This window comes from Actinomadura sp. GC306 (assembly GCF_004348665.1).
In the GTDB taxonomy this organism is placed as follows: Bacteria; Actinomycetota; Actinomycetes; order Streptosporangiales; family Streptosporangiaceae; genus Spirillospora.
In genome coordinates this window covers 1-21,984 of sequence record NZ_SMKM01000061.1, presented here as the reverse complement: position 1 = coordinate 21,984, position 21,984 = coordinate 1, and the positions used below count along the sequence as shown (strand labels likewise).

At 71.0% G+C, this 21,984-nt stretch carries 22 protein-coding genes; 10 read left to right on the top strand and 12 right to left on the bottom strand.

The genetic code is table 11. The features are described 5' to 3' along the window. Positions 1–19: 19 nt before the first annotated feature. Complete coding sequence (locus tag E1200_RS11835; protein WP_131951897.1) at positions 20–811, bottom strand: oxidoreductase; 792 nt, start codon at positions 809–811, stop codon at positions 20–22. Positions 812–1,041: 230 nt separating this feature from the next. Between E1200_RS11835 and acs the strand changes: the two genes are divergently transcribed. The 3 genes from acs to E1200_RS11820 all read left to right on the top strand — a co-directional run bounded on the left by acs (position 1,042) and on the right by E1200_RS11820 (position 4,735). Then, on the top strand, positions 1,042–3,009 hold the full coding sequence (acs, locus tag E1200_RS11830; protein WP_243708490.1) for an acetate--CoA ligase: 1,968 nt from the start codon (positions 1,042–1,044) through the stop codon (positions 3,007–3,009). A 361-nt stretch (positions 3,010–3,370) separates the two neighbouring features. Then, positions 3,371–3,802, top strand: a complete 432-nt coding sequence (locus tag E1200_RS11825; RefSeq protein ID WP_131951895.1) for a phage holin family protein — start codon at positions 3,371–3,373, stop codon at positions 3,800–3,802. 9 nt (positions 3,803–3,811) lie between these two features. Continuing rightward, on the top strand, positions 3,812–4,735 hold the full coding sequence (locus E1200_RS11820) for an alpha/beta hydrolase (protein WP_131951894.1): 924 nt from the start codon (positions 3,812–3,814) through the stop codon (positions 4,733–4,735). 157 nt (positions 4,736–4,892) lie between these two features. Here the strand turns inward: E1200_RS11820 and E1200_RS11815 are convergent, their stop codons facing one another. The 4 genes from E1200_RS11815 to nth form a co-directional block, all read right to left on the bottom strand. Then, entirely contained in the window at positions 4,893–5,246 is a 354-nt protein-coding gene (locus E1200_RS11815; RefSeq protein WP_243708489.1) for a DUF309 domain-containing protein, read from the bottom strand. A 134-nt stretch (positions 5,247–5,380) separates the two neighbouring features. Further along, positions 5,381–6,577, bottom strand: coding sequence for a MarP family serine protease (locus E1200_RS11810; protein ID WP_207933305.1), 1,197 nt, complete (start codon positions 6,575–6,577; stop codon positions 5,381–5,383). Positions 6,578–6,731: 154 nt separating this feature from the next. Further along, entirely contained in the window at positions 6,732–7,328 is a 597-nt protein-coding gene (locus E1200_RS11805) for a CoA pyrophosphatase (RefSeq protein WP_131951904.1), read from the bottom strand. A 126-nt stretch (positions 7,329–7,454) separates the two neighbouring features. Further along, on the bottom strand, positions 7,455–8,222 hold the full coding sequence (gene nth, locus E1200_RS11800) for an endonuclease III (RefSeq protein ID WP_131951892.1): 768 nt from the start codon (positions 8,220–8,222) through the stop codon (positions 7,455–7,457). 62 nt (positions 8,223–8,284) lie between these two features. Here nth and E1200_RS11795 point away from each other — a divergent pair, with 62 nt between their 5' ends. Both E1200_RS11795 and E1200_RS11790 read left to right on the top strand, forming a co-directional pair. Continuing rightward, positions 8,285–9,166 (top strand): SDR family NAD(P)-dependent oxidoreductase, encoded by an 882-nt coding sequence (locus E1200_RS11795; protein ID WP_131951891.1) that lies wholly within the window; start codon positions 8,285–8,287, stop codon positions 9,164–9,166. Next, positions 9,163–9,717: a carboxymuconolactone decarboxylase family protein gene (locus E1200_RS11790; protein ID WP_131951890.1), complete on the top strand. Its 555-nt coding sequence runs from the start codon at positions 9,163–9,165 to the stop codon at positions 9,715–9,717. The genes E1200_RS11795 and E1200_RS11790 overlap by 4 nt, the downstream gene beginning before the upstream one ends. Positions 9,718–9,730: 13 nt before the next feature. Here E1200_RS11790 and E1200_RS11785 read toward each other — a convergent pair whose 3' ends face one another. Beyond that, complete coding sequence (locus E1200_RS11785; protein WP_243708488.1) at positions 9,731–10,357, bottom strand: TetR/AcrR family transcriptional regulator; 627 nt, start codon at positions 10,355–10,357, stop codon at positions 9,731–9,733. A 230-nt stretch (positions 10,358–10,587) separates the two neighbouring features. Here E1200_RS11785 and E1200_RS11780 point away from each other — a divergent pair, with 230 nt between their 5' ends. Continuing rightward, positions 10,588–11,274: a Crp/Fnr family transcriptional regulator gene (locus E1200_RS11780; protein WP_131951889.1), complete on the top strand. Its 687-nt coding sequence runs from the start codon at positions 10,588–10,590 to the stop codon at positions 11,272–11,274. 16 nt (positions 11,275–11,290) lie between these two features. Here E1200_RS11780 and E1200_RS11775 read toward each other — a convergent pair whose 3' ends face one another. The 5 genes from E1200_RS11775 to E1200_RS11755 all read right to left on the bottom strand — a co-directional run bounded on the left by E1200_RS11775 (position 11,291) and on the right by E1200_RS11755 (position 15,339). Beyond that, positions 11,291–12,076, bottom strand: coding sequence for an MBL fold metallo-hydrolase (locus E1200_RS11775; protein WP_243708487.1), 786 nt, complete (start codon positions 12,074–12,076; stop codon positions 11,291–11,293). 127 nt (positions 12,077–12,203) lie between these two features. Next, positions 12,204–13,049 carry an NUDIX hydrolase gene (locus E1200_RS11770; protein ID WP_131951901.1) on the bottom strand — a complete coding sequence of 282 codons (846 nt, stop codon included), beginning with the start codon at positions 13,047–13,049 and terminating at the stop codon, positions 12,204–12,206. 139 nt (positions 13,050–13,188) lie between these two features. After that, the gene (locus E1200_RS11765) at positions 13,189–13,650 is read right to left on the bottom strand and encodes a RidA family protein (protein WP_131951888.1); all 462 of its coding nucleotides are present in this window, start codon (positions 13,648–13,650) and stop codon (positions 13,189–13,191) included. 63 nt (positions 13,651–13,713) lie between these two features. Next, on the bottom strand, positions 13,714–13,872 hold the full coding sequence (locus tag E1200_RS11760) for a DUF4177 domain-containing protein (protein ID WP_131897152.1): 159 nt from the start codon (positions 13,870–13,872) through the stop codon (positions 13,714–13,716). Between the two features lie 438 nt (positions 13,873–14,310). Beyond that, entirely contained in the window at positions 14,311–15,339 is a 1,029-nt protein-coding gene (locus E1200_RS11755; RefSeq protein WP_131951887.1) for a slipin family protein, read from the bottom strand. A gap of 244 nt (positions 15,340–15,583) precedes the next feature. On the opposite strand from E1200_RS11755, the gene E1200_RS11750 reads away from it, so the two are divergent. The 3 genes from E1200_RS11750 to E1200_RS11740 all read left to right on the top strand — a co-directional run bounded on the left by E1200_RS11750 (position 15,584) and on the right by E1200_RS11740 (position 18,948). Continuing rightward, positions 15,584–16,579 carry an ArsA-related P-loop ATPase gene (locus E1200_RS11750; RefSeq protein WP_131951886.1) on the top strand — a complete coding sequence of 332 codons (996 nt, stop codon included), beginning with the start codon at positions 15,584–15,586 and terminating at the stop codon, positions 16,577–16,579. 16 nt (positions 16,580–16,595) lie between these two features. After that, positions 16,596–17,750, top strand: a complete 1,155-nt coding sequence (locus tag E1200_RS11745; protein WP_131951885.1) for an ArsA family ATPase — start codon at positions 16,596–16,598, stop codon at positions 17,748–17,750. A 208-nt stretch (positions 17,751–17,958) separates the two neighbouring features. Then, positions 17,959–18,948, top strand: a complete 990-nt coding sequence (locus E1200_RS11740; protein WP_131951884.1) for a DUF418 domain-containing protein — start codon at positions 17,959–17,961, stop codon at positions 18,946–18,948. 115 nt (positions 18,949–19,063) lie between these two features. Here the strand turns inward: E1200_RS11740 and E1200_RS11735 are convergent, their stop codons facing one another. After that, positions 19,064–19,375, bottom strand: coding sequence for a WhiB family transcriptional regulator (locus E1200_RS11735; RefSeq protein WP_131951883.1), 312 nt, complete (start codon positions 19,373–19,375; stop codon positions 19,064–19,066). A 326-nt stretch (positions 19,376–19,701) separates the two neighbouring features. On the opposite strand from E1200_RS11735, the gene E1200_RS11730 reads away from it, so the two are divergent. Continuing rightward, positions 19,702–21,984 (top strand): penicillin-binding protein (locus E1200_RS11730; RefSeq protein ID WP_131951882.1); only part of this gene is annotated, 2,283 nt, incomplete at its 3' end.

The following is a 21,984-nucleotide window of genomic DNA, read 5'->3' as shown; positions in this document are numbered from 1 at the left end:
CCGGCCGTCGATGCATGCCTCAGCCGCGCATGAGCGCTTCGCAGATGGCCTGCGAATCACGTGCCGCCGCGGCGACCGCCTCCGCGCAATGCCCGATCCACTGGGCCACGCCCTCGGAAGTGCCGGACGAGTAGCCGCGGAGTGCTTCGGCATAGGCGTCGGAGAGTTCCAGGTGACCGACCTCTGGGGCGACCAGTGATTTGGGGTCCAGACCACGGGCGACGTAGGTGAGCCTCTGGGCGGCGCGGGCGACGATCCCGTCCCCCCAGCCGAACGGACGCAAAGTGAGCAGCTCGCCGTGCACGATGGCGCCGACCACCAACGCCGGTGCCTTCGTGGATTCCGTCAGCAGCCCGCTAAGCGCGTCCAGGCGCAACGCCACTTCGGACGGTGACGGTGCCTCGCCGAGGCCCAGCACGTCCTTTACGGTCCCGCCTGCTGAGCGCGGGCGTCCGAGTTCGGTGCTGTCCACCGCGTCCGCCGCCGCGAGCACGTGGAGTCGTGCGAGGGCCTGCCGGGGTGCCTTGCGCCAGGTGTCCGTCAGCGTCCCCAGTTCCGCCGAGACGCGCAGCGCCCCCTGGACGGCGGGGTCGGACGGGTTCTCGGTGGTGCGCAGCTCGTCGAGCGTGACCGTGCCGCCGTCCAGGACGGCCGAGGCCCGCGCGCCGCGCAGGGCCGACTCCGTGGACACCTCCGAGCTGCGCCGCCGCAGGATGCGGTGGCCGAGCAGCCGGTCCACGGCGCGGCGCGCGTCGTCGACGGCGTCGGCGACGCCGGGCAGGTTCGCTACAGCAGCAAGGGCATCGGTCACGGCCCGACTTTATGCGGTCCCCCACCACGCCTCTGCAAGACCCCACGACCGGCGACCACGAAGGCGATTCCGGAGGGACAGCCTGGGAAGTGGAGTATCTGAATCAGACAAGACCGTCCACCGGTCACACTGTTCTCCGCTATCCGGAAGCGTGGCCTTGTGGGACCGGGGACCTTCCTGGTGAAGTGGGGATGCCGGGCGACCCCGCTTCAGCTAGCAAGGAGTGCGCGTTGAGCCAGAGCCAAGAAACACTGTCGAACCTGCTGCAGGAGACACGGCGCTTCTCCCCGCCCGCAGAGCTCGCCGAGTCGGCCAACGTCAAGGCCGACGCGTACGAGCGGGCCGCGGAGGACCACCTGGCCTTCTGGGCTGAGCAGGCGGACAGGCTCACCTGGACGAAGCGCTGGGATCAAGTCCTGGACTGGAGTAACCCGCCGTTCGCCAAGTGGTTCGTGGGCGGCGAGCTGAACGTCGCCTACAACTGCGTCGACCGCCACGTGGAGGCGGGCCACGGCGCGAAGGTCGCCTACCACTGGGAGGGCGAGCCCGGCGACTCCCGTACCCTCACCTACGCCGACCTCCAGCGCGAGGTGAACAAGACCGCGAACGCGCTACTGGAACTGGGTGTCCGCAAGGGCGACCGGGTCGCGATCTACCTGCCGATGATTCCGGAGCTGCCCATCTCGATGCTCGCGTGCGCGCGCATCGGCGCGACCCACTCCGTGGTGTTCGGCGGCTTCTCGTCCGAGGCGCTCCGTACGCGCATCGACGACGCGCAGGCCAAGCTCGTCATCACGGCGGACGGCGGGTTCCGGCGCGGCAAGCCGTCCGACCTGAAGGGGATCGTGGACGAGGCCGTCGCGCAGACGCCGACGATCGAGCACGTCCTCGTGGTGCGCCGCACCGGCGAGCAGGTCACGGAACACGACCGCGACCTGTGGTGGAGCGACGTCGTCGAGAGGCAGAGCGACCAGCACACCGCCGAGCCCATGGACGCCGAGCACCCGCTCTACATCCTGTACACGTCCGGGACGACGGGTAAGCCCAAGGGCATCCTGCACACCACGGGCGGGTACTTGACGCAGTGCGCGTACACCCACTGGGCGGTGTTCGACCTCAAGCCGGAGAAGGACGTCTACTGGTGCTCGGCCGACATCGGCTGGGTCACCGGGCACTCCTACATCGTGTACGGGCCGCTCGCCAACGGCGCGACGAGCGTCATCTACGAGGGCACCCCGGACACGCCCCACAAGGGCCGCTGGTGGGAGGTCATCCAGAAGTACAAGGTGTCCATCTTCTACACCGCGCCCACGGCGATCCGGACGTTCATGAAGTGGGGAGACGACATCCCCGCCCAGTACGACCTGTCGTCCCTGCGCGTGCTGGGGTCGGTCGGTGAGCCGATCAACCCCGAGGCGTACGTCTGGTACCGCAAGAACATCGGCGGTGACCGGACCCCGGTCGTCGACACCTGGTGGCAGACCGAGACCGGCGCCATCATGATCAGCCCGCTGCCGGGCGTGACGGAGTGCAAGCCGGGCGCGGCGATGCGCCCGCTGCCCGGGATCGCCGCGGACGTGGTGGACGACCAGGGGCAGCCCGTGCCGAACGGCGGCGGCGGGTTCATGGTCGTCAAGGAGCCGTGGCCGGGCATGCTCCGGACGATCTGGGGCGACGACGAGCGCTACATCAAGACGTACTGGTCGCGCTTCGAGGGCCTGTACTTCGCCGGCGACGGCGCCAAGAAGGACGCGGACGGCGACATGTGGCTGCTCGGCCGCGTGGACGACGTCATGCTCGTGTCCGGGCACAACATCTCCACCACCGAGGTCGAGTCGGCGCTGGTGGCGCACCCGAAGGTCGCCGAGGCGGCGGTGGTCGGCGCGACCGACCCGGTGACCGGGCAGGCGATCGTCGCGTTCGTCATCCCGCGCGGGGACGCCGGCGGCGACGTCGAGGGCGAGGACTTCCTCAAGGAGCTGCGCGACCACGTCGCCAAGGTGCTCGGCCCGATCGCGAAGCCGCGGCAGATCATGATGGTCCCGGAGCTGCCCAAGACCCGCTCCGGGAAGATCATGCGGCGGCTGCTGCGGGACGTCGCGGAGAACCGCAGCATCGGCGACGTGACCACGCTGGCCGACAGCACGGTCATGGACCTGATCTCCGAGAAGCTGCCCGCCGCCAAGTCGGACGACTGACGCCCGCGGGCTGATTCCGCGAACGACGGCGGCCCGCGTCCGGTCGGCCGACCGGACGCGGGCCGCCGTCGTGTGTCACCCGGTATGCCGTCGCGTGTCACCCGGTATGGCCGTTCCACGTCCTGCCTGGGACTGTTTCCGCCGCCGTGTGGCCCTCGGTGTGCTAGTGCGACCGATGATCGGTAGGTTCTACTACCTGCACCGGTATGCGGCCCCGGAGGCCGTGGTCCGCGCGAGGGGGCGGGTTCCACCGTTTCGCTGCTGATCGGCGGTTTGGCCTATACCGACCCGTCACAATTCGAGAGAGTGACGATCCGGAGAAGGTGCGCCCGCGCGCACACGGGGCTAAGGAGAAAGCGATATGTCGGAGGCTTCACCGGGCGAGCGCATCGAGGACCAGTCCCTCGGCGCCCTGGTCGCGATGGCGTCCAAGAACGTCTCCAACCTGGTCAGGGCGGAGATAGACCGGGCGAAGATAGAACTCAAGGCCGACGCCAAGAAGGCCGCGATCAGCAGCGTGATGTTCACGATCGCCGCCGTCATGGGCGGGCTCGTCGTCATCCTGCTGTCCATCTCGCTCGCGTACGGCCTGGTCGCGCTCGGGATCTGGCACTGGTTCGCGTTCCTCATCGTCGCGCTCGTCTACGCGGGCCTCGCGGTGATACTGATGCTGATCGCGAAGCGGTTCATCTCGAAGATCGAGGGGGCGAAGCGGGCCGGCAAGAGCCTGAAGGACGACATCGCGACCCTGCGGCACCGCGGCGACTCCGACACTCCCGAACTGACGGCCTGATCCCGCGCCATGGCAGGCAACGACACATCACCGATCGAGGTGGACGGGCCGTGGACCCACCGGCAGATCAGCGCCGGCGGGACGCGGTTCCACGTCGCCGAGGCCGGTGAGGGGCCGCTCGTCCTGCTGCTGCACGGGTTCCCCGAGTTCTGGTGGTCGTGGCACAACCAGCTCGTGTCGCTGCCCGCGGCGGGCTACCGCGCGGCCGCGGTGGACCTGCGCGGCTACGGCGGCAGCGACAAGCCGCCGCGCGGCTACGACCTGGTCACGCTGGCCGGGGACGCCGCGGGGCTCATCCGCGCCCTGGGGGAGGCGAACGCGGTCGTCGTCGGGCACGACTGGGGCGGGCTGCTGGCGTGGACGATGGGCGTCTACCACCCGAAGGTCGTGCAGCGGCTGGCCGTGGTCAGCGCCCCGCATCCACTGCGCCTGCGGCAGGCCATGGCGACCGACCCGCGCGGCCAGGGATGGGCGTCGCGGCACACGTTCGGTTTCCAGTTGCCGCTGTGGCCTGAACGGCGCCTTGTCCGCGATGACGCCGCGCTTGTGGGGGAGCTCCTGCACGACTGGTCCGCCCCAGGCTGGCCGGACGAGCGCACAGAGCAGCTCGTCAGGAAGGCCGTGCAGATTCCCGGGGCCGCGCACAGCGCGCTGGAGTACCACCGCTGGCTCGTCCGGTCGCTGGTCCGCCCGGACGGCATCCGCTACGCGAACCGTATGCGCGCCCCCATTCAGGTGCCCACGCTCCAACTGCACGGTGCGCTCGACCCGTGTACGCTCCCGGCGAGCGCCCAGGGCTCCGGCCGCTACGTGGCGGCCCCCTACCGGTGGAAGCTCATCGAAGGCGCTGGCCACTTCCCGCATCAGGAACGTCCCCGGGCGTTCGACAATCAGCTCCTCGGCTGGCTCGCCGACCCCGAACCCGAGTACTGAGCTGTATTTCCTGCAGTAACGCCCCGCTGCGCTCGCCTTGCGGCCCGCTACGCGACCGCCCTTGATGTGAGCGCTAATCGCTTCGCAGTCTTCCCGGTGGGGCTCGCTCCGGCATCGCCTTACCGGCCAGCCGGCACGCTCACGTGCATGGCCGGGGTCACTTGGTGAGGTGGAGGCTTATCGGGCCGGTCTCGGGGTGGGCGGCCAGGTCCCGGGCGCGGCGGATGACTCCCTGAACGTCGATGCCGTGCGGAGCCGCGGTCTCGTACGGGACCAGGCGTTCGGCCGCGCGGCTGAGGAGCGCTTCGGCGCCGCGTGCGTTCCCTCTTCGCAGGTGGGTTACCCCTACGGCGACCTGCGCCAAGCCTCGCCAGAGTTCGCGTTCAGGCTCGGGAGACGCCTTCCAGACCGCTTCCAGTACCTCGTGTGCATGGAACGGACGGTCTGCGTCCAAGAGGCGCTGTGCCTCGACAAGCGCCTCTGCGGGCGGCATGTCGAGGTCCTCCGGCATCGTGGGTATGCCTGATGTGCCGTGAGGCAGAGGACGTCCGTACGCGTCGCGTGGCCGTGCGTTGCGTGGGCGCCCGGACTCATCCCGATCCCGCATTCCTCCACGGTACGCGGTGCCGTCCTCCTCAGTCGGACTCAGTCGGAGCACCTCTGCGTGGACACCGGCTGGGTGGCGTTGCGCCCCGCACGCACGTCTGGGGCGACCTCGTCCGCGGTCAGGGCGTACCCCGTCGTGGGGCTGTCCAGCGCCGCGGCGAAGATGACGCCGTAGACGCGGCCGTCCGTGGTCAGCAGCGGCCCGCCGGAGTTGCCCGGCTCGACCTTGCCGCGGATGGCGTAGATCTCCCGGCTGACCTGGCCGGTGTGGTAGATGTCCGGCCCGCGGGCGGTCTGCCGGGCGCGGATCCGGGCGGCGTCCACGGTGAACGGCTGGTTCTTCGGGAAACCGGCGATGATCGCGTCGTCGCGGACGCGGGCCTCGTCGGCGAACTTCAGCGCGGGCGCCCGCAGCCCCGGCACGTACAGGACGGCGATGTCTCGCTTGGGGTCGTACAGCACGACCCGTCCGCGGCCCGTCTCGCCGTTCACGGTCGCCACGTTGGACGGGCCGCGGGCGCCGGCGACGACGTGCGCGTTGGTCATGATGTGCTCCGGCGCGAACACGAAGCCCGTGCCCTCGATCCGGCGCTGGCACTGCGGCGCGGTGCTGACGACCTTCACGATACTGGCGCGGGCGGTCTTCACCGCCGCGTTGTTCAGCACCGACTCGTCCGGCGGCGGCACCTGCACCACCGACTCGCCGCCGAGCCCGTTGAAGACCTGCGGGAACTCGCTGCCCTTCACGAACCCCTGGAACGAGGTGAACCACGTCTGCGCCCGCTCGGGCATCACGTCGTCGATCGCGCCGATGACCGTGGAGCCCTTGACCTGCGTCCGGACGGGCTTGAACTCGGAGTTGGCGACCAGCGTCCCGAAGAACCACGCGACGATGAGCAGCGACAGCGCGCTGACGAAGGTGCCGCCGACCGCGTCGGCGGTGCGCGCGTTCAGCCCGGTGACCCGGTTGCGGAGGACGGCGCCGAGGGAGGAGGCGGCGAGCTGCCCGAACGTGGCGGACAGGAAGGCGATCACGATGGCGAGGAGGGCCTGCTGGGCGGCGCCGTCGACCGCGGCCTCCGCGATCGGCGGTGCGATCAGCACCCCGGCGACGCCGCCGCCGACGAAGCCCGCGAAGCTCAGCAGGCTCACGATGAAGCCCTGCCGGTAGCCCGAGACTCCGAACAGCACGACGAGTACGAGCAGGATCAGATCGAGAACGTGGTCGTGCAGCACCGCTCAACCGTATAGTGCCGCACACCCCGAAAACGTCCCCTCGATGTACCAGATCGGGGTGCGCGGGATAGCCGTGAAGGGTGACGCCGGACCCGCGCCCCCGCGGCCCGTGCCCCCGAGCCGGCCGAAGCCGCCCGACCTGCGCGGGAGCGGCTCAGCCCCGGGACGCGAGGCTCAGCACGTGCGGCGGCAGGTCCTCGACGCGGTCGGTGTCCCACGGCCGGTTCCAGCCGCCGGCGTCCAGGACCTGCGTGAGCAGCGCCGCGGTGAACCCCCACACGAGCATGCCCCGCACGTCGAACGCCGGGCCGAGCTTGACCCCGGACGGGTGCCGCACCATCATCCGGTTCGCCGGGTCGACGAGCTCGCCGATCGGGACGCGGGCGACCGCCGCGACCTCCCCCGGGTGGCCGGGCGCGACCTCCGACGGCTCCCGCCACCAGCCGGCGACGGGCGTGATCCGGTACGCGCTCCGCGCCAGGTACAGCTCGGGCAGGGAGCACAGGACGTCCACGCCGGACGGCTCGACGCCCGCCTCCTCCCACGCCTCGCGCAGCGCCGCCGAGACGGGGCCGTCGTCCTCGGGGTCGATGCGGCCGCCCGGGAACGCTGGCTGCCCGGCGTGGTTGCTCAGCGTGGCCGCGCGCTCGGTGAGCAGCACGTCGGGGCCGTCCGGCCCCTCACCGAAGAGGATCAGGACGGCGGCGTCGCGGGCTGCGGACGCGGGCCGGAACATCGGCGGCACCTGCATCCGCGGCCCCTCCGCGCGGAACTTGGCGAGCCACGGAGGGCAGCTGATGGCGTTCTCGGTCACGTCCGTCCCAACCTCGGAATCCCCGCGTTCCTTCCCGCCAGGTCACGCCGCACGCCCGCTCCCTTACGAGAAGGGGCCGGGCTTGACGAGCTTGCGCGCCGTCTCCTCGTCGGTCGGCCCTTCACCGAACGACGGGCACAGCCGTGCGAGCGGGCACGCGCCGCAGGCGGGACGGCGCGCGTGGCAGATCCGGCGGCCGTGCCAGATCAGCCTGTGGGACAGCATCGTCCACTCCTTGCGCGGGAAAAGCGAACCGATCTCCTGCTCGACCTTGACCGGGTCGTCCTCGGCCGTCCAGCCGAACCGGCGCGCGAGGCGGCCGAAGTGGGTGTCGACGGTGATGCCGGGGACGTCGAACGCGTTGCCCAGGACGACGTTGGCCGTCTTGCGCCCGACACCGGGCAGGTCGACGAGGTCTTCGAGCCGCCCCGGGACCTCCCCGCCGAACCGGTCGCGGAGCGCGGCGGACAGCCCCATGACCGACTTGGTCTTGGCCCGGAAGAACCCGGTGGGCCGCAGGATCGCCTCGACGTCCTCGGGGTCGGCGGCGGCGAGGTCCTCGGGGGTGGGGTACTTGGCGAACAGCGCGGGCGTGGTCAGGTTGACCCGCGCGTCGGTGGTCTGCGCCGACAGGACGGTCGCGATGAGGAGCTGGAAGGGGGTGCCGAAGTCCAGCTCGCAGTGCGCGTCGGGGTAGGTCTCGGCCAGGATCCGGTTCATCCGCCGCGCCCGCCGCACGAGCGCGAGCCGCGTCTCGGGCTCGCGCGAGGCCCCGCCCGCGCGCCCGCCCTCGGATGTGCCCCCGGCCTTCAGGGCCGCGTTGGTCGCCATGCCGCCAGGGTAGGCCCTCCCTTAAAAGAACGAGCATGTTCTTTTGTGTTAGGGTCTTCCGCATGATTTTCGACTCCTCCCGGTGGACGGCGACCCTCGCCGGCCGGCGCGTGCTGATCACCGGCGGTGCCCGCGGCATCGGCGCGGCCCTGGCGAAACGGCTCCACGAGCGCGGCGCGCGGGTCTCGCTCGCCGGGCTGGAGCCCGATCTGCTGGCCGCCGTCGCCGCCGAATGCGGCGACGCACCGTGGTGGACGTGCGACGTCACCGACCGCGGCAGGGTCGAGGAGGTCGTGAACAACGCGGTGCAGGAGCTCGGCGGCCTGGACGTGGTCGTCGCCAACGCCGGGGTGGCCGCGCAGATGCCGATCGTGGGGGGCGACCCCTCGATCATGGAACAGCACATCCGTGTGAACGTGCTGGGCGTTTACAACACCCTCCGCGCGGCCGGACCGCACATCAGCCATGAGCGCGGCTACGCGCTGGCGGTGGCGTCCCTGGCGGCGGTCGTCCACGCACCCCTGCTGGGCGCCTACAGCGCGTCCAAGGCCGCGGTCGAGGCGCTGGGCAACACGCTCAGGGCCGAACTGCGTCCCTACGGCGCGAAGGCGGGCGTCGCCTACTTCGGCGAACTCGACACCGACATGACGAGCCGCGGCTTCGGCACCGAGGCCGCCTCCGCCCTCATGAACGCGGGCCCAGGCGGCAGCTTCATCTCCAAGGTCGCGCCGCTGCACCTCGGGATCGACGCGCTCGAACGCGGGATCTCCCGGCGCTCCAAGCGCGTCTTCGCCCCCCGGTACGTCGGTCCGCTCCTGCCGATCAGGATGCTCGCGCAGCCCGTCGTCGACCGCGCCGTCCAGCGCGGCCTGAGCGAGATCCTCGAAATCGCCCGCAAGGAGCAGGTGGAACTCACCACGCCGCAACCGGAGTCGCACCGGTGACGGCACCCCGCGCCACCCCCGGCGGGCTCCGCGAGGTCGGGGTGGTGAACTGGCTGATCTGCCTGGCCCTGGGCAAGGCCGCCGGGACGGGCCCGCCCAACCTGTTCACGACGCTCGCGCGCCGCCGCGGCCTGTTCCGCGGCTGGCTGCTGTTCGCCGGGCGGCTGATGCCCGGCGGGACCCTGCCGCGCCGCGACACCGAACTGGTCATCCTCCGCGTCGCCCACCTGCGCGACTGCGGCTACGAGTTCGACCACCACGTCCGCCTCGGGCGGCGCGCCGGCGTCCGCGAACAGGACGTCGAGCGCCTCAAGGAAGGGCCGGACGCCGACGGCTGGAACCCCCGCGAACGCGCCGTCCTCACCGCCGCCGACCAGCTCCACTTCCGCCAGGACATCGACGATGACGCCTGGACGCGGCTCCGCACCCACCTCACCGAGGCGCAGTGCGTCGAACTGACGATGCTCGTCGGCCACTACGAGATGCTCGCCACCGCGATCACCACCCTGCGCGTCCAGCCCGACCGCCCCGCCCGAGGCAAGGGCCACTGACCTCCGGGCGCGTTCAGGCGTCCAGGGCGCCCGAGCGCAGCAGGAGGCGCACGTGCTCGACGACCGGCGGGCCGACCGCCCGCAGGGCCTCCATGTCGCCCGCGGCGACCGCGGGCGTCACCATCGCGCCCACCGCCGACACGACCATCTGGCAGGCGAACCGGGCGCCGTCGCCGCTGAGCCCCATCAGGCCCGCGAGCGCCCGGGCGAGGTCGTGCTGGGTCTCCGCCCGCCGCTGGATGGCCACCGGCCCCGCCGCGTACACCTCCACCAGGAACAGCCGCGCGTAGCCCGGTTCGGACGCGAGCGCCTCCAGGTAGGCGGTGAAGGCCCGCTCGAACCGCGTCGCCGGGTCGCCCCCGCCCTCCGCGGCGCCCTCCAGCCGGCGGCGCAGCAGCGCGCTCGCCTGGTCGAACGCCGCCATGAAGCAGTCGAGCTTGGACGAGAACAGCCCGTAGAAGCTCTGCCGGGACACCCTGGCCCGCCGCAGGACGTCCTCGACCGACGTCCCCACGTAGCCCTTCTCCGTCATCGCGGCCGCCATGGCCGCGCAGAGGCGGTCGCGGTGGACCCGCTCGACCTCCCCGCGGGACAGCGCGTGACGCCCTCTGGGGAGCCTGCGCGGCGACGACTGGACCACCCGATCAGGTTAAGGCACCGCCGCCGCACCTCCGGCGTTGTCCGGTAAGGGGTGATGAGACCGGTGTGATGGCATTCACCGAATGGTCCGTACACTGGGCGAACGGGACCGCGGCGGCCCGGGAGACCGGACTTGCCCGGTCCCGCGTTTCGGCGCGCCGTGACCCTGCCTTCACGTACGCGGTGGGACGTACGTCACACTATGCATGTAGGTGTTCGAGGAGGAGAAGCGTGACCGATCGCGACGTGGACGTGCTGAGCAGAGCCCCGCTCTTCGAGGCCCTGGACGAGCAGGGCGCCAAGGCGCTCCGCGCAAACGTGACCGAGGTGCGTCTCGCCCGCGGTCAGACGCTGTTCAACGAGGGCGAGACCGGGGACCGGCTCTACGTCGTCCTCGAAGGCAAGATCAAGCTGACCCGCACGTCGCCGGACGGCCGGGAGAACCTGCTGAGCGTCCTCGGCCCCAGCGAGATGTTCGGCGAACTCTCCCTGTTCGACCCGCGTCCCCGCACCGCCAGCGCCATAGCGGTCACGGAGGTGCGGCTCGCCGGGCTGGGCCACGACGACCTGCGGCCCTGGCTGACCGGGCACCCCGAGGTCGCCGTCCAGCTGCTCCGCGCGCTCGCGCAGCGGCTGCGCAAGACCAACGACGTCATGGCCGACCTCGTGTTCACCGACGTCCCCGGGCGCGTCGCCAAGGCGCTGCTCGACCTCGCGGAGCGGTTCGGCCAGCCGTCCGAGGCGGGCCTGCACGTGCACCACGACCTCACCCAGGAGGAGCTGGCGCAGCTCGTCGGCGCGTCCCGCGAGACGGTCAACAAGGCGCTCGCCGACTTCGCGCAGCGCAACTGGCTCCGCATCGAGGCCCGCGCCGTCGTGATCCTCGACATCGAGCGCCTCCGCAAGCGCTCGAAGTAGGCCCCCGCCCCCCCGCTCAGCGGCGGCCGTTCAAGTAGTCCAGCTGCGCCTGGACGGACTGCTCGGCCGCCGGCCAGAGAGACTTGTCGACGTCGGCGTAGACGCGTTCGACGACCTCCCGGGCGGTGGTCGCACCCGCGGCGACGGCCGACTCCACCTGCGCGAGGCGCTCGCGGCGGTGGTCGATGTAGTGGTCGAGGACGGCGATCGGGTCGTCCAGCTTCGGCCCGTGGCCGGGGAGGATCGTCGCCGCCTCGACGTCCGTGGCGAACCTGCGGAGCCGGTCGAGCGAACCGAGGTAGTCGCCGAGGCTGCCCTCCAGCACGGTCGTCCCGTACCCGAGGATGGTGTCGCCGGTGAGCACGGCGCCGTCCGCCGGGAGCCAGAACGTGAGCGAGTCGTCGCTGTGGCCCGGCGTCTCCATGATCCGCAGCTCCAGGCCGCCCGTGGTGACGACGTCCCCCTCCGCGATGCCCTCGTCGCCGAGCCGGTGCCGGGGGTCGAGCGCGCGGACCTTGACCGGGCCGCCCGCCAGCTTCGCCAGCTTGCCCGCGCCCGCGGAGTGGTCGGGATGGCCGTGGGTGAGCAGGATGAGGCCGATGCGGCGGTTCTGGGCCTCGACGGTGTCCAGGACGCGCCTGAGGTGCTTGCCGTCCTTGGGCCCCGGGTCGACGATGACGGCCTCTTCGGAACCGGGCTCCGCGATGATCCAGGTGTTGGTGCCGTCCAGCGTCATGGCGGAGGGGTTCTCGGCGAGCACACAGGTCGCCCGCTCGGTACCCATCCCGTCAATCTTGGTCATATCCCCCATCCTGCCCGACGCGCGATCCGGGTGGCGGACCGGGTTCCAGCCGAGTCTTTCCAGGTGGCGCAGTGCCGACGTGCCCGTCAGCCGCCACATCAGCGCCCTGCCGCCGCGCACGCTCCGCTCACCCGCCCGGGTAGGGCGTCGCCGACTCCGGCAGGACGAGGTACGCCTCGCCGTCGATGATCTCCGCCTCCGGCTCGTGGACGACGATCTCCCGCCGCGCGGCCAGCACGTCCGCGACGGTGTCGAACTCGGCGAGCTCGGCCAGCGTCGCGATCGTCGGCGGCAGCATCATCCACTCGCCGCGGCCCGCCCGCTCGGCGGCCTCCGCCGGCCGCACCCACGCCACCCGGTCCGCCTCGGTGCTCACGTCCCGGGCCCGCTGCCCCTCCGGCATCGCCGCGACGAAGAAGCGTGTGTCGTAGCGCTTCGGCTCGATCTTCGGGGTGATCCAGTGCGCCCACGGCCGCAGCAGGTCCGCCCGCAGGACGAGACCGCGCCGGCCGAGGAACTCGGCGAACGACAGCGACCGGTCGAGCAGCGCCTGCCGGTCGGCCTCCCAGTCGTCGCCGCGCGTGTCGTCCACGACCGTCTCCCCGGTCGGGCCCGCCAGCAGGACGAGGGTCTCCTCGAACGTCTCCCGGACGGCCGCGCACACCAGCTCGCGGGCCAGGGTCTCGTCCGCCTTGAACGCCGTCCCCCACTCGGCGGGCGGACGGCCGGCCCACGCCGGCGTCGCGTCCCCGTCCCGCGGATCGACCGCCCCGCCGGGGAACACGTACGCCCCCGGCGCGAACGCCATGGACCGGACGCGGCGCAGCAGGAACGCCTGCAACCCGTGCCTGGGGTGATCCCTGAGCACCGCGACCGTCGCCGCGTGCCGTGCGGGGGCGGGCTCGGCCCGGCCCGCGAGGATGTCCTCGACCCGCTCCCGGAACTCCGCCGGCAGTTTGAGCCCGTTCACCATCGCGCTACCGTCCTCCAGCCCCGCCCGCCACCACACGCGGCGACCGAGCTCCGCCTTGCATCCGTCCTTGCTGGCGGCCCATTCGGACATACCGAACGTCATTCCGTCAAGGCCCCGCCACCCGGCGCGGTCGCGGAGATCAGCCGATCTCGGCGATCAACTCCACCTCGACGGGGACGTTCCGCGGCAGGACGGCGACGCCCACCGCGCTGCGGGCGTGCTTGCCCGCCTCGCCGAAGACCTCCACCAGCACATCGCTCGCCCCGTTCATCACCTGGGGCTGGCCGTCGAAGTCCGGCGCACTCGCGACGAACCCGACGACCTTGACGATCCGCACCACCCGCGACAGCTCGCCGACCTCCGCCTTGAGCGCCGCGATCGCGTTCAGCGCGCAGATCCGCGCCTGCCGGGCCGCCTCCTCCGCACTGACCTCCGCCCCCACCTTCCCGGTGGCGCCCAGCTCGCCCTTGACCAGGGGAATCTGCCCGGCGGTGTAGACGAGCGACCCCGTCCGCGCCGCGGAGACGTACGACGCCACCGGCGCTACCGCCTCCGGCAACTCGATCCCCAGCTCACGCATCCGTTCCTCGGGCGTGCTCATCGCCACTCCTCCTCGTCGAGGGACTGCTCGTCGTCCACCTGCACTTCGCGGGGCCCGCCCCGCCTAGGACTGGACCTCACGCTTGAAGTAGGCCACCAGGTTCTCCGGGTTCGGCCCCGGCAGCACCGTGACGAGCTCCCACCCATCCTGGCCCCAGTTGTCGAGAATCTGCTTGGTCGCGTGCACCAGCAGCGGAACAGTCGCGTACTCCCACTTCGTCATGAGGCTCAGCCTATTCATTGCATTGCCCTTGGCGTCGGCCCTGGGGGGCCTCCTTCGGCGGGCAATGCGCGCGATCGCTGCATCGCTCCGAACTCGCCCTGGGGGCTCGCTCCGCGATCAGGTTTCTCGCAAGCTCGAAACCTGCCTTCGGACGCGATCGCAGGCGTTGAGGTCGTTGCGTGGTGCGGCGCGGGCTGGGGTGTGTGGTCACCAGCCCCGCTTCAGGACTTGTACACCTCCTTCCGACGCGATCGCAGGCGTTGAGGTCGTTGCGGGGTTGCGGTGCGGGCTGGGGTCAGTGCTCACCTGCCCGCTTCAGGACTTGCGCGTCTCTTTCGGCCGTGCGCGCAGTACGCGCGCTTGCTTCGGAGGTGAGCGCGGTGGTCTTGGTCGTGGCAGGGACATGGGCTCTTCGCCGTGTCGCGTTCGCCGGGCTGTCTAGGAGTCGGGGGATTCCTCGTGACGGGTGCTTGAGATGCCGCGTGGCTGGTCTTCCTGGGGGGCCGAGACGCCGGGGGCTTCTTCGCGCTTGGGGTCTTCCAGGCCGATTACCGGGGGGACGTCGTCCGGGGACTCCAGCGTTGTTTGCTCCGCCGCCTTGGCCAGTTCCTCCTCGGCCTTGGCCAGGCGTTCGCCCAGGGCCAGGCGCTCCTCCTTGTCGCCCTTGCTCTCGCGGGTGGTGCCGCCTGCGGCGCGGTCGAAGAAGCGCAGGACCTCGACGGGCAGCGGCATGATCAGTGTGCTGTTCTTCTCGGCGGACACCTCGACGACCGTCTGCAGCAGGCGGAGCTGGAGGGCGGCCGGGTCCTCCGACATGATCTCCGCGGCGGCGGCGAGGCGCTTGGACGCCTGGAACTCGCCGTCCGCGGTGATGATCCGGGCGCGCCGCTCCCGCTCGGCCTCCGCCTGCCGGGCCATGGAGCGCTTCATGCCCTCGGGCAGCGAGACGTCCTTGATCTCGACCCGCTCGATCAGCACGCCCCACGGGCCCTCGGTGATCTCGTCGATGATCTCCCGGAGATAGGCGTTGATCTTCGCGCGCTCGCCGAGCAGCTCCTGCATGTCGGACTGGCCGATGACCGAGCGCAGCGACGTCTGCGACACCTGCGAGACCGCGTAGCCGTAGTGCTGGACGTTCACGATCGCCTTCACCGGGTCGATCACGCGGAAGTACACGACGGCGTCGACGCGGACGCTCACGTTGTCCTGGGTGATGCCGTCCTGCGCCGGGACGTCCAGGGTGATCGTCTGCCGGCTGACCTTCTGCATCCGTTCGAGGACGGGGATGATCGCCGTCAGCCCGGGGGCCCGCACGGCGCCGGGGCGCAGCTGCCCGCCCCGCTGCACCTTGCCCAGCCGGAACACGATGCCGTGCTCGAACTGCTGCACCACGCGGATCGACGACAAGAGGAACATGCCTGCGACGCCGAGGACGACGAGCAGGATGATGAGTATCAAGCCTTCCATTGCGGGCACCTTTCACGCCGTGGGTCACCGGGACCCGCCCGATACCCGCGTGGGGCGCGGCGGCCCCGCCGAGGACCAGGTCCGGTCACGGTCGGTACACGTTTCCCAGCTAACCCCGCGGGCAGGCCGAAGTACAACGTCCGCCGGACGATCTCCATGGGAGGGCGACATCGTGTCAGGGATCACTTGCATGAGGCCGTCCGCACTCGGAAGTGTTTGACGAGTGAACGATATGGTCGATCGGGTGAGCGCGAGAGACACCGACTGGGACGGCGTACGCCTCCATGTGGTCACCGGCAAAGGCGGCACCGGCAAGACGACCGTCGCCGCGGCGCTCGCGCTCGCGCTGGCCGCCGGCGGCCGCAGGGTCCTGCTCGTCGAGGTCGAGGGACGGCAGGGCATCGCCCAGCTCTTCGACTGCCCGCCGCTGCCCTACGAGGAGCGGCGCGTCGCCGTGGCGCCCGACGGCGGGGACGTGTACGCGCTCGCCATCGACACCGAAGAGGCGCTCATCGAGTACCTCGAGATGTTCTACAGCCTGAAGCGCGCCGGGAAGGCGATGACCAGGCTCGGCGTCATCGACTTCGTCACCACCATCGCGCCCGGCCTGCGCGACGTGATCCTCACCGGCAAGACCAGCGAGTCGGTGCGGCGCAAGAAGAAGGACGGCTCGCACGTCTACGACGCCGTCGTCATGGACGCCCCGCCCACCGGCCGCATCACGAAGTTCCTGAACGTCAACCACGAGGTGTCGGGCCTGGCGAAGGTCGGGCCGATCCGCAACCACGCCGACACCGTCATGAAGGTCGTGCGCAGCCCCGAGACCGCCGTGCACTTCGTCACGCTCCTGGAGGAGATGCCCGTCCAGGAGACGATGGACGGGATCCACGACCTCACGGAGGCCGAACTGCCCGTCGGGGGCGTGTTCATCAACATGGAGCACCCGCCCGTCCTGTCCGAGGACGACCTCGCCGCCGCCGCGGCCGGGACCCTCGACACCGACGAGATCGTCCGCGGGGTGAAGGCGGCGGGGCTGGAGCACGACGCCGAGTCGATCGCCGAGACGCTCGCCGCCGAGGCCACCGACCACGCGCTCCGCACGTCCCTGCAGCGCCGCGAGAAGGAGCGCCTGCAGACGATCGACCGGCCCCGCTACACGCTGCCGCTGCTGTCGGACGACATGGACCTCGCCGGCCTCTACGACCTGGCCGCCGCCCTGCGCGAGCAGGGAGCCGCATGACCACCGAGGAAATCCGATGACGACCGGTAAGACCCCGCCCGCGCTGGACGTCGACGCGCTGCTCGACGACCCGCGCACCAAGATCATCGTCTGCTGCGGCTCCGGCGGCGTCGGCAAGACGACCACCGCGGCGGCCCTCGGCGTCCGCGCCGCCGAGCGCGGCCGCGACGTCGTCGTCCTCACCGTGGACCCCGCCCGCCGCCTCGCCCAGTCGATGGGCCTGTCCGAGCTCGACAACAGCCCGCGCAAGATCGAGATCGAGGGCGACGGCGAGCTGCACGCCATGATGCTCGACATGAAGCGCACCTTCGACGAGATCGTCGAGGCGCACGCCGACCCCGACCGGGCCAAGCAGATCCTCGCCAACCCCTTCTACCAGTCGCTGTCGTCCAGCCTGTCCGGGACGCAGGAGTACATGGCGATGGAGAAGCTCGGGCAGCTGCACCGGTCCGGCGCCTGGGACCTGATCATCGTGGACACCCCGCCGTCCCGGAACGCCCTGGACTTCCTGGACGCCCCCGAGCGCATGGGACGGTTCCTCGACGGCCGCTTCATGAAGATCCTCGCCGCCCCCGCCAAGACCGGCGGCCGGTTCGGCGTGAAGGTCATCAGCGCCGGGTTCGGGATGTTCACCGGCGTCATCAACAAGGTCCTCGGCGTGCAGCTCCTGCGCGACGTGCAGACCTTCATCGCCGCGTTCGACACGATGTTCGGCGGGTTCCGCGAGCGCGCCGAGAAGACGTTCAAGCTGCTCCAGACGCCCGGCACCGCGTTCCTCGTCGTCGCCGCCCCGGAGCCCGACGCGCTCCGCGAGGCGTCCTACTTCGTGGAACGGCTCGCCGAGGAGCGGATGCCGCTGGCCGGGCTCGTCGTCAACCGCGTCCACGAGGCGGACGGCGGCACCCTGTCCGCGGCGCGCAGCCAGGCCGCCGCCGAGACGCTGGAGGAGCGCGGCGAGCACGCGCTGACCGCCGCGCTGCTGCGCCTGCACACCGACCGCATGCAGCTCGCCTCCCGCGAGGAGCGCCTCCGCGACCACTTCGCGTCGACGCACCCGAACGTCCCGGTGACCGCCGTTCCCGCGCAGGCGGAGGACGTCCACGACCTGGACGGCCTGCGCCGGGTGGGCAAGGACCTGGCCGGGGCGACCGTCCCGTCCGCAGCGGCCTAGCGTGGTGTCCACGAAAGTCGGCCGGGTCGATATCCGCTGACTTGCCGCGTGTCGCCCTTCCCGGCGTGCTCACTCGTCGAGTGCTCGGTCTGGCGGGACGTCGGTCGAGTCGGCGGGCGGCACCGTGCCGCAAGCCGACGCACCCGGTGGACCTTGGTGGACACCGCACTGGTCCCGCCGGTCGCCGGCGGTCGCGGGAGGGAGGTCGATGGTGCCGATGCCGCCACCGTCCGCCGGCCGGGCGCCGCGCATCGACGAGATCGACGTGCTGCGCGGGTTCGCCCTGTTCGGCATCACGCTCGCGAACACGATCGACATCACCGGGATGCCGACCGGCGAACCGGGCGCGGCGTACTGGGCCCATGAGACGCTGCTGAACCAGCGCTTCTTCCCGATCTTCGCGTTCCTGTTCGGGGTGAGCTTCGGCCTGTTCCTGGACGCCGCCGCCCGGACGGTCCGCGACCCGAGGGCCGTCATGGCGGCCCGGCTGGGCTTCCTGATCTTCTTCGGCGCGGCGCACCGCCTGCTGCAGCCCCGCGAGATCCTGCTGGTCTACGCGGTCATCGGCATCGTCGTGCTGCTGCCCGCGTCGTACCTGCCCCGGCGCTGGCTTCTCGTCCTCGGCGGGGTCACCACGGCGGGGGCGCTGGCGCTCGACGGCAGCATCGCGCTCATCCCGGGCCTTTTCCTGCTGGGGTACGCGGTGCAGCGCTACGGTCCCGGCAGGCTGCTCGGCCTGCCGACCTCCCGGCTCGCCATCGCCTGCGCCATCGGCACGGCGCTGGCCCTGCTCCTGAACGCGCTGCAGATCGGGACGGACGCCGGAGCCTGGCTGGGCGCCCTGGCCGGCCTCGTCACCGCCACCGCTTACCTGGCGGGCCTCCTCCTGCTGCTGCGCACGCCCGCCGAACGCGTCCTGCGCTTGCTGGCCCCTGTCGGCAGGATGGCTCTGACCTGCTACGTCGGAGCCACGGTCCTGATCCTCGCCGCCGACCGGCCGCTGAAGCTGGGCGAGGCGCCCGACTACGCGGCTGCCATGGCGCTGGGCCTGTGCGTGTTCGCCGTCGAGCTCGCGTTCAGCGTCCTGTGGCTGCGGTACGCCCGCTACGGCCCGCTGGAATGGCTGTGGCGCTGCCTGACCTGGTGGAAGCTCGTCCCGCTCCGGCGGGACCGGCCCGCCGGCGGCCAGGAGCGCTGAGCATGGGCGTAGGCCCGCGCCGGGGTGACCGGTGCGGGCCTACGTGCCACGCTTCTTATTCGGGCCTTGGTCGGCCCGTGAACCTCTGCCGGGTGAAGCCGCTTCGGCGGGCGGGTCAGCTGGCGACGAGTTCCTCCTCGTCGGCGTCGACCGACCGCTCGTACTCCTCCTTCGCGGTCTCCAGCAGCGCGCGCCACGATCGCACATCCGGCCGACGCCGCAGCAGAGCACGACGCTCCCGCTCGGTCATCCCGCCCCAGACACCGAATTCGATCCGGTTGTCGAGGGCGTCGGCGAGACACTCCGTCCGCACTGGGCAGCCGCGGCAGATGAGCTTGGCTCGGTTCTGCGCTGCTCCCTGCACGAACAGGGCGTCCGGATCCGCGTTACGGCAGGCGGCGCGGGCGGTCCAATCCGTGATCCACATCTTGGCCCCACTCCCCTAGGGTCTGTGTCGATTTGCGCTCCTTGGCCGGACGGGCGCGGACGTCAGGCCGCCAAACGAAAGCCGTGGGGAAGAACTTACGGAAGCGAGGGACGTTTCAACAGTCCCCGGAGGGCCCATTCTGGATATAGCCCACCGGGGCCATACCGCCGGAACGGACTAGTTACCTGTCGTTGACGCGCCAGACACGGCGCAGGTTGCCATCCGGAGGGCATAACGGACGAACGCCCCGGTCAGCGGCCCAGGAAGCGGGCGGCGCAGGGGGACCTGTCCCGAATGCACTGCTCGTCCCGCGTACCCTAGACCACGTGCGCGTTGCTAATTCGGACCGGGTCAAGGCCGCCTCCACTCTGTTCAGACTGCTCGGGGCGGGAGTCGTCGCAGGCGTCATCGTCGCGTTCATCGCACTGCCCGCGGTCGGGAGCGCCGGCATCACCGCACGCGACGCCGCGAACAACTTCGAGGAGATGGACGGGCAGCTGGAGACCACGCCGCCCTCCGAGAAGACCGTGGTGTACGACTCGGACGGCAAGCCCATCGCCACGTTCTTCGACAAGTACCGCGAGTCCGTCCGGCTCGACCAGGTCGCCCCCGTCATGAAGACGGCGATCATCGACATCGAGGACTCGCGCTTCTACGAGCACGGCGCACTCGACCTCAAGGGCACCCTCCGCGCACTGGCATCCAACGTCGAGTCCGAGACGACGCAGGGCGGGTCCACCCTCACCCAGCAGTACGTGAAGAACCTCCTCGTCGACGCCGCCAGGACGAAGGAGGAGTACCGCGACGCCACCGCGCCCACCGTCGGGCGCAAGGTCCGCGAACTCCGCTACGCCCTCGACATCGAGGAGCGGCTGTCGAAGGACGAGATCCTTGAGGGCTACCTGAACATCGCCTACTTCGGCGCGGGCGCCTACGGGGTGCAGGCCGCGGCCAAGCGCTACTTCAGCGTCCCCGCGTCCGAACTGAAGCTCGGGCAGGCCGCACTGCTCGCCGGCATCACCCAGAACCCCACCGCCTACGACCCGATCCGCAACCCGCGGGACGCGCGGAAGCGGCGCGACATCGTCCTGTACCGGATGGCCCAGCTGGGCCACATCACCAAGGCCAAGGCCGACGCGGAGGCCGCCAAGCCGATCGAGCTGAACCGCACCGACCCGGTCGGCGGCTGCCAGGTCAGCAAGGTGCCGTTCTTCTGCGAGTACGTGAAGTACGACGTGCTCGACATCCTCTCGGACGGCAAGTACTGGCAGATGGAGCCGGACGAGCAGCAGAACATCGTCAACGAGCTCAACCGGGGCGGCTACACGATCCGCACCACGCTCGACGCGAAGGCCCAGCGCGCCGTCGACAAGACCCTGCGTTCCACCGTGGACCCCCTGGGCAACCGCGTCGCCGCCGAGGCGATGGTCGAGCCCGGCACCGGCCACGTCAAGGCGATCGGGCTGAGCAAGCCGTTCGGCCCCGGCAAGGGCAAGACCACCATCAACCTCCCGGCGAACCGCCACCACGGCGGCGGCACCGGCGTGTCGGCGGGCTCCACGTTCAAGGTCTTCACCCTCGCCGCCGCCATCGACCAGGGCATCCCGGTCAACACGACGATCAACTCGCCGCAGACGATCACGATCGGCGGCTTCCAGCCGTGCCGCTACACCGGGATGCTCGACGGCAAGATGGTCAAGAACAAGATGGTCGGCGGAGCCGACTCCTGGACCGTCTCCAACGCCGGTGACAGCGAGAAGGGCAACTTCAACCTCAAGACCGGCACCTGGCACTCGGTCAACACCTTCTACGCCGCCCTGGAGAAGCGCGTCGGCGTCTGCAACGCGGTGAAGATGGCCGAGAAGTTCGGCATGAAGCAGGGCAACGGGAACCCCCTTCTGCCCTACGCGACCCAGGTGCTCGGCACCAACGACGTCGACATGGTGAGCCTCGCCTCCGCCTACGCGGGCTTCGCCGCCCGCGGCAAGTACTGCCCGCCCGTCTCCGTCACGGAGGTCATCGACAACCAGGGCAAGCGCATCGAACTGCCCAAGCAGAAGTGCGAGCAGGTCCTGGACGAGGACGTCGCCGACAAGGTCAACTCGATCCTGCAGGGCGTCATCAGCCAGGGCACCGCCCGGGGCCGCAGCATCGGCCGTCCGGCCGCCGGCAAGACCGGCACCTGCGAGAAGTTCACCTGCGCCGTGTTCGCCGGCTTCACCCCGAACCTCGCCGCCGCCACCGCCTACTGGGACTTCCGCAGCCCCTGGAAGTACAAGGTGTACGGCGTGTACGGCGCGGGCATCCCCGGCGGGATCTGGCAGTCGTCCATGCAGCGCGCGCTCGCCGGCGAACCCGCCCCGAGCTTCCGCAGCCCGTCCCGCGACTTCGGCGACACCACCGAGGTCCCCGACGTCGAGGGCCGGACCGTCGCCGCCGCCACCGCCCGCCTCAAGGCGGCCGACCTGCAGGCCAGGGCCGCGTCCGGTTCCGTCGACTCCGACAAGCCGAAGGGGACGGTCGTGTCCACCTCACCCGCCGCCGGCAGCGAGGTCCCGCCCGGCACCACCGTCATCCTCTACCTGAGCAGCGGCCGGGAAGACGACGAC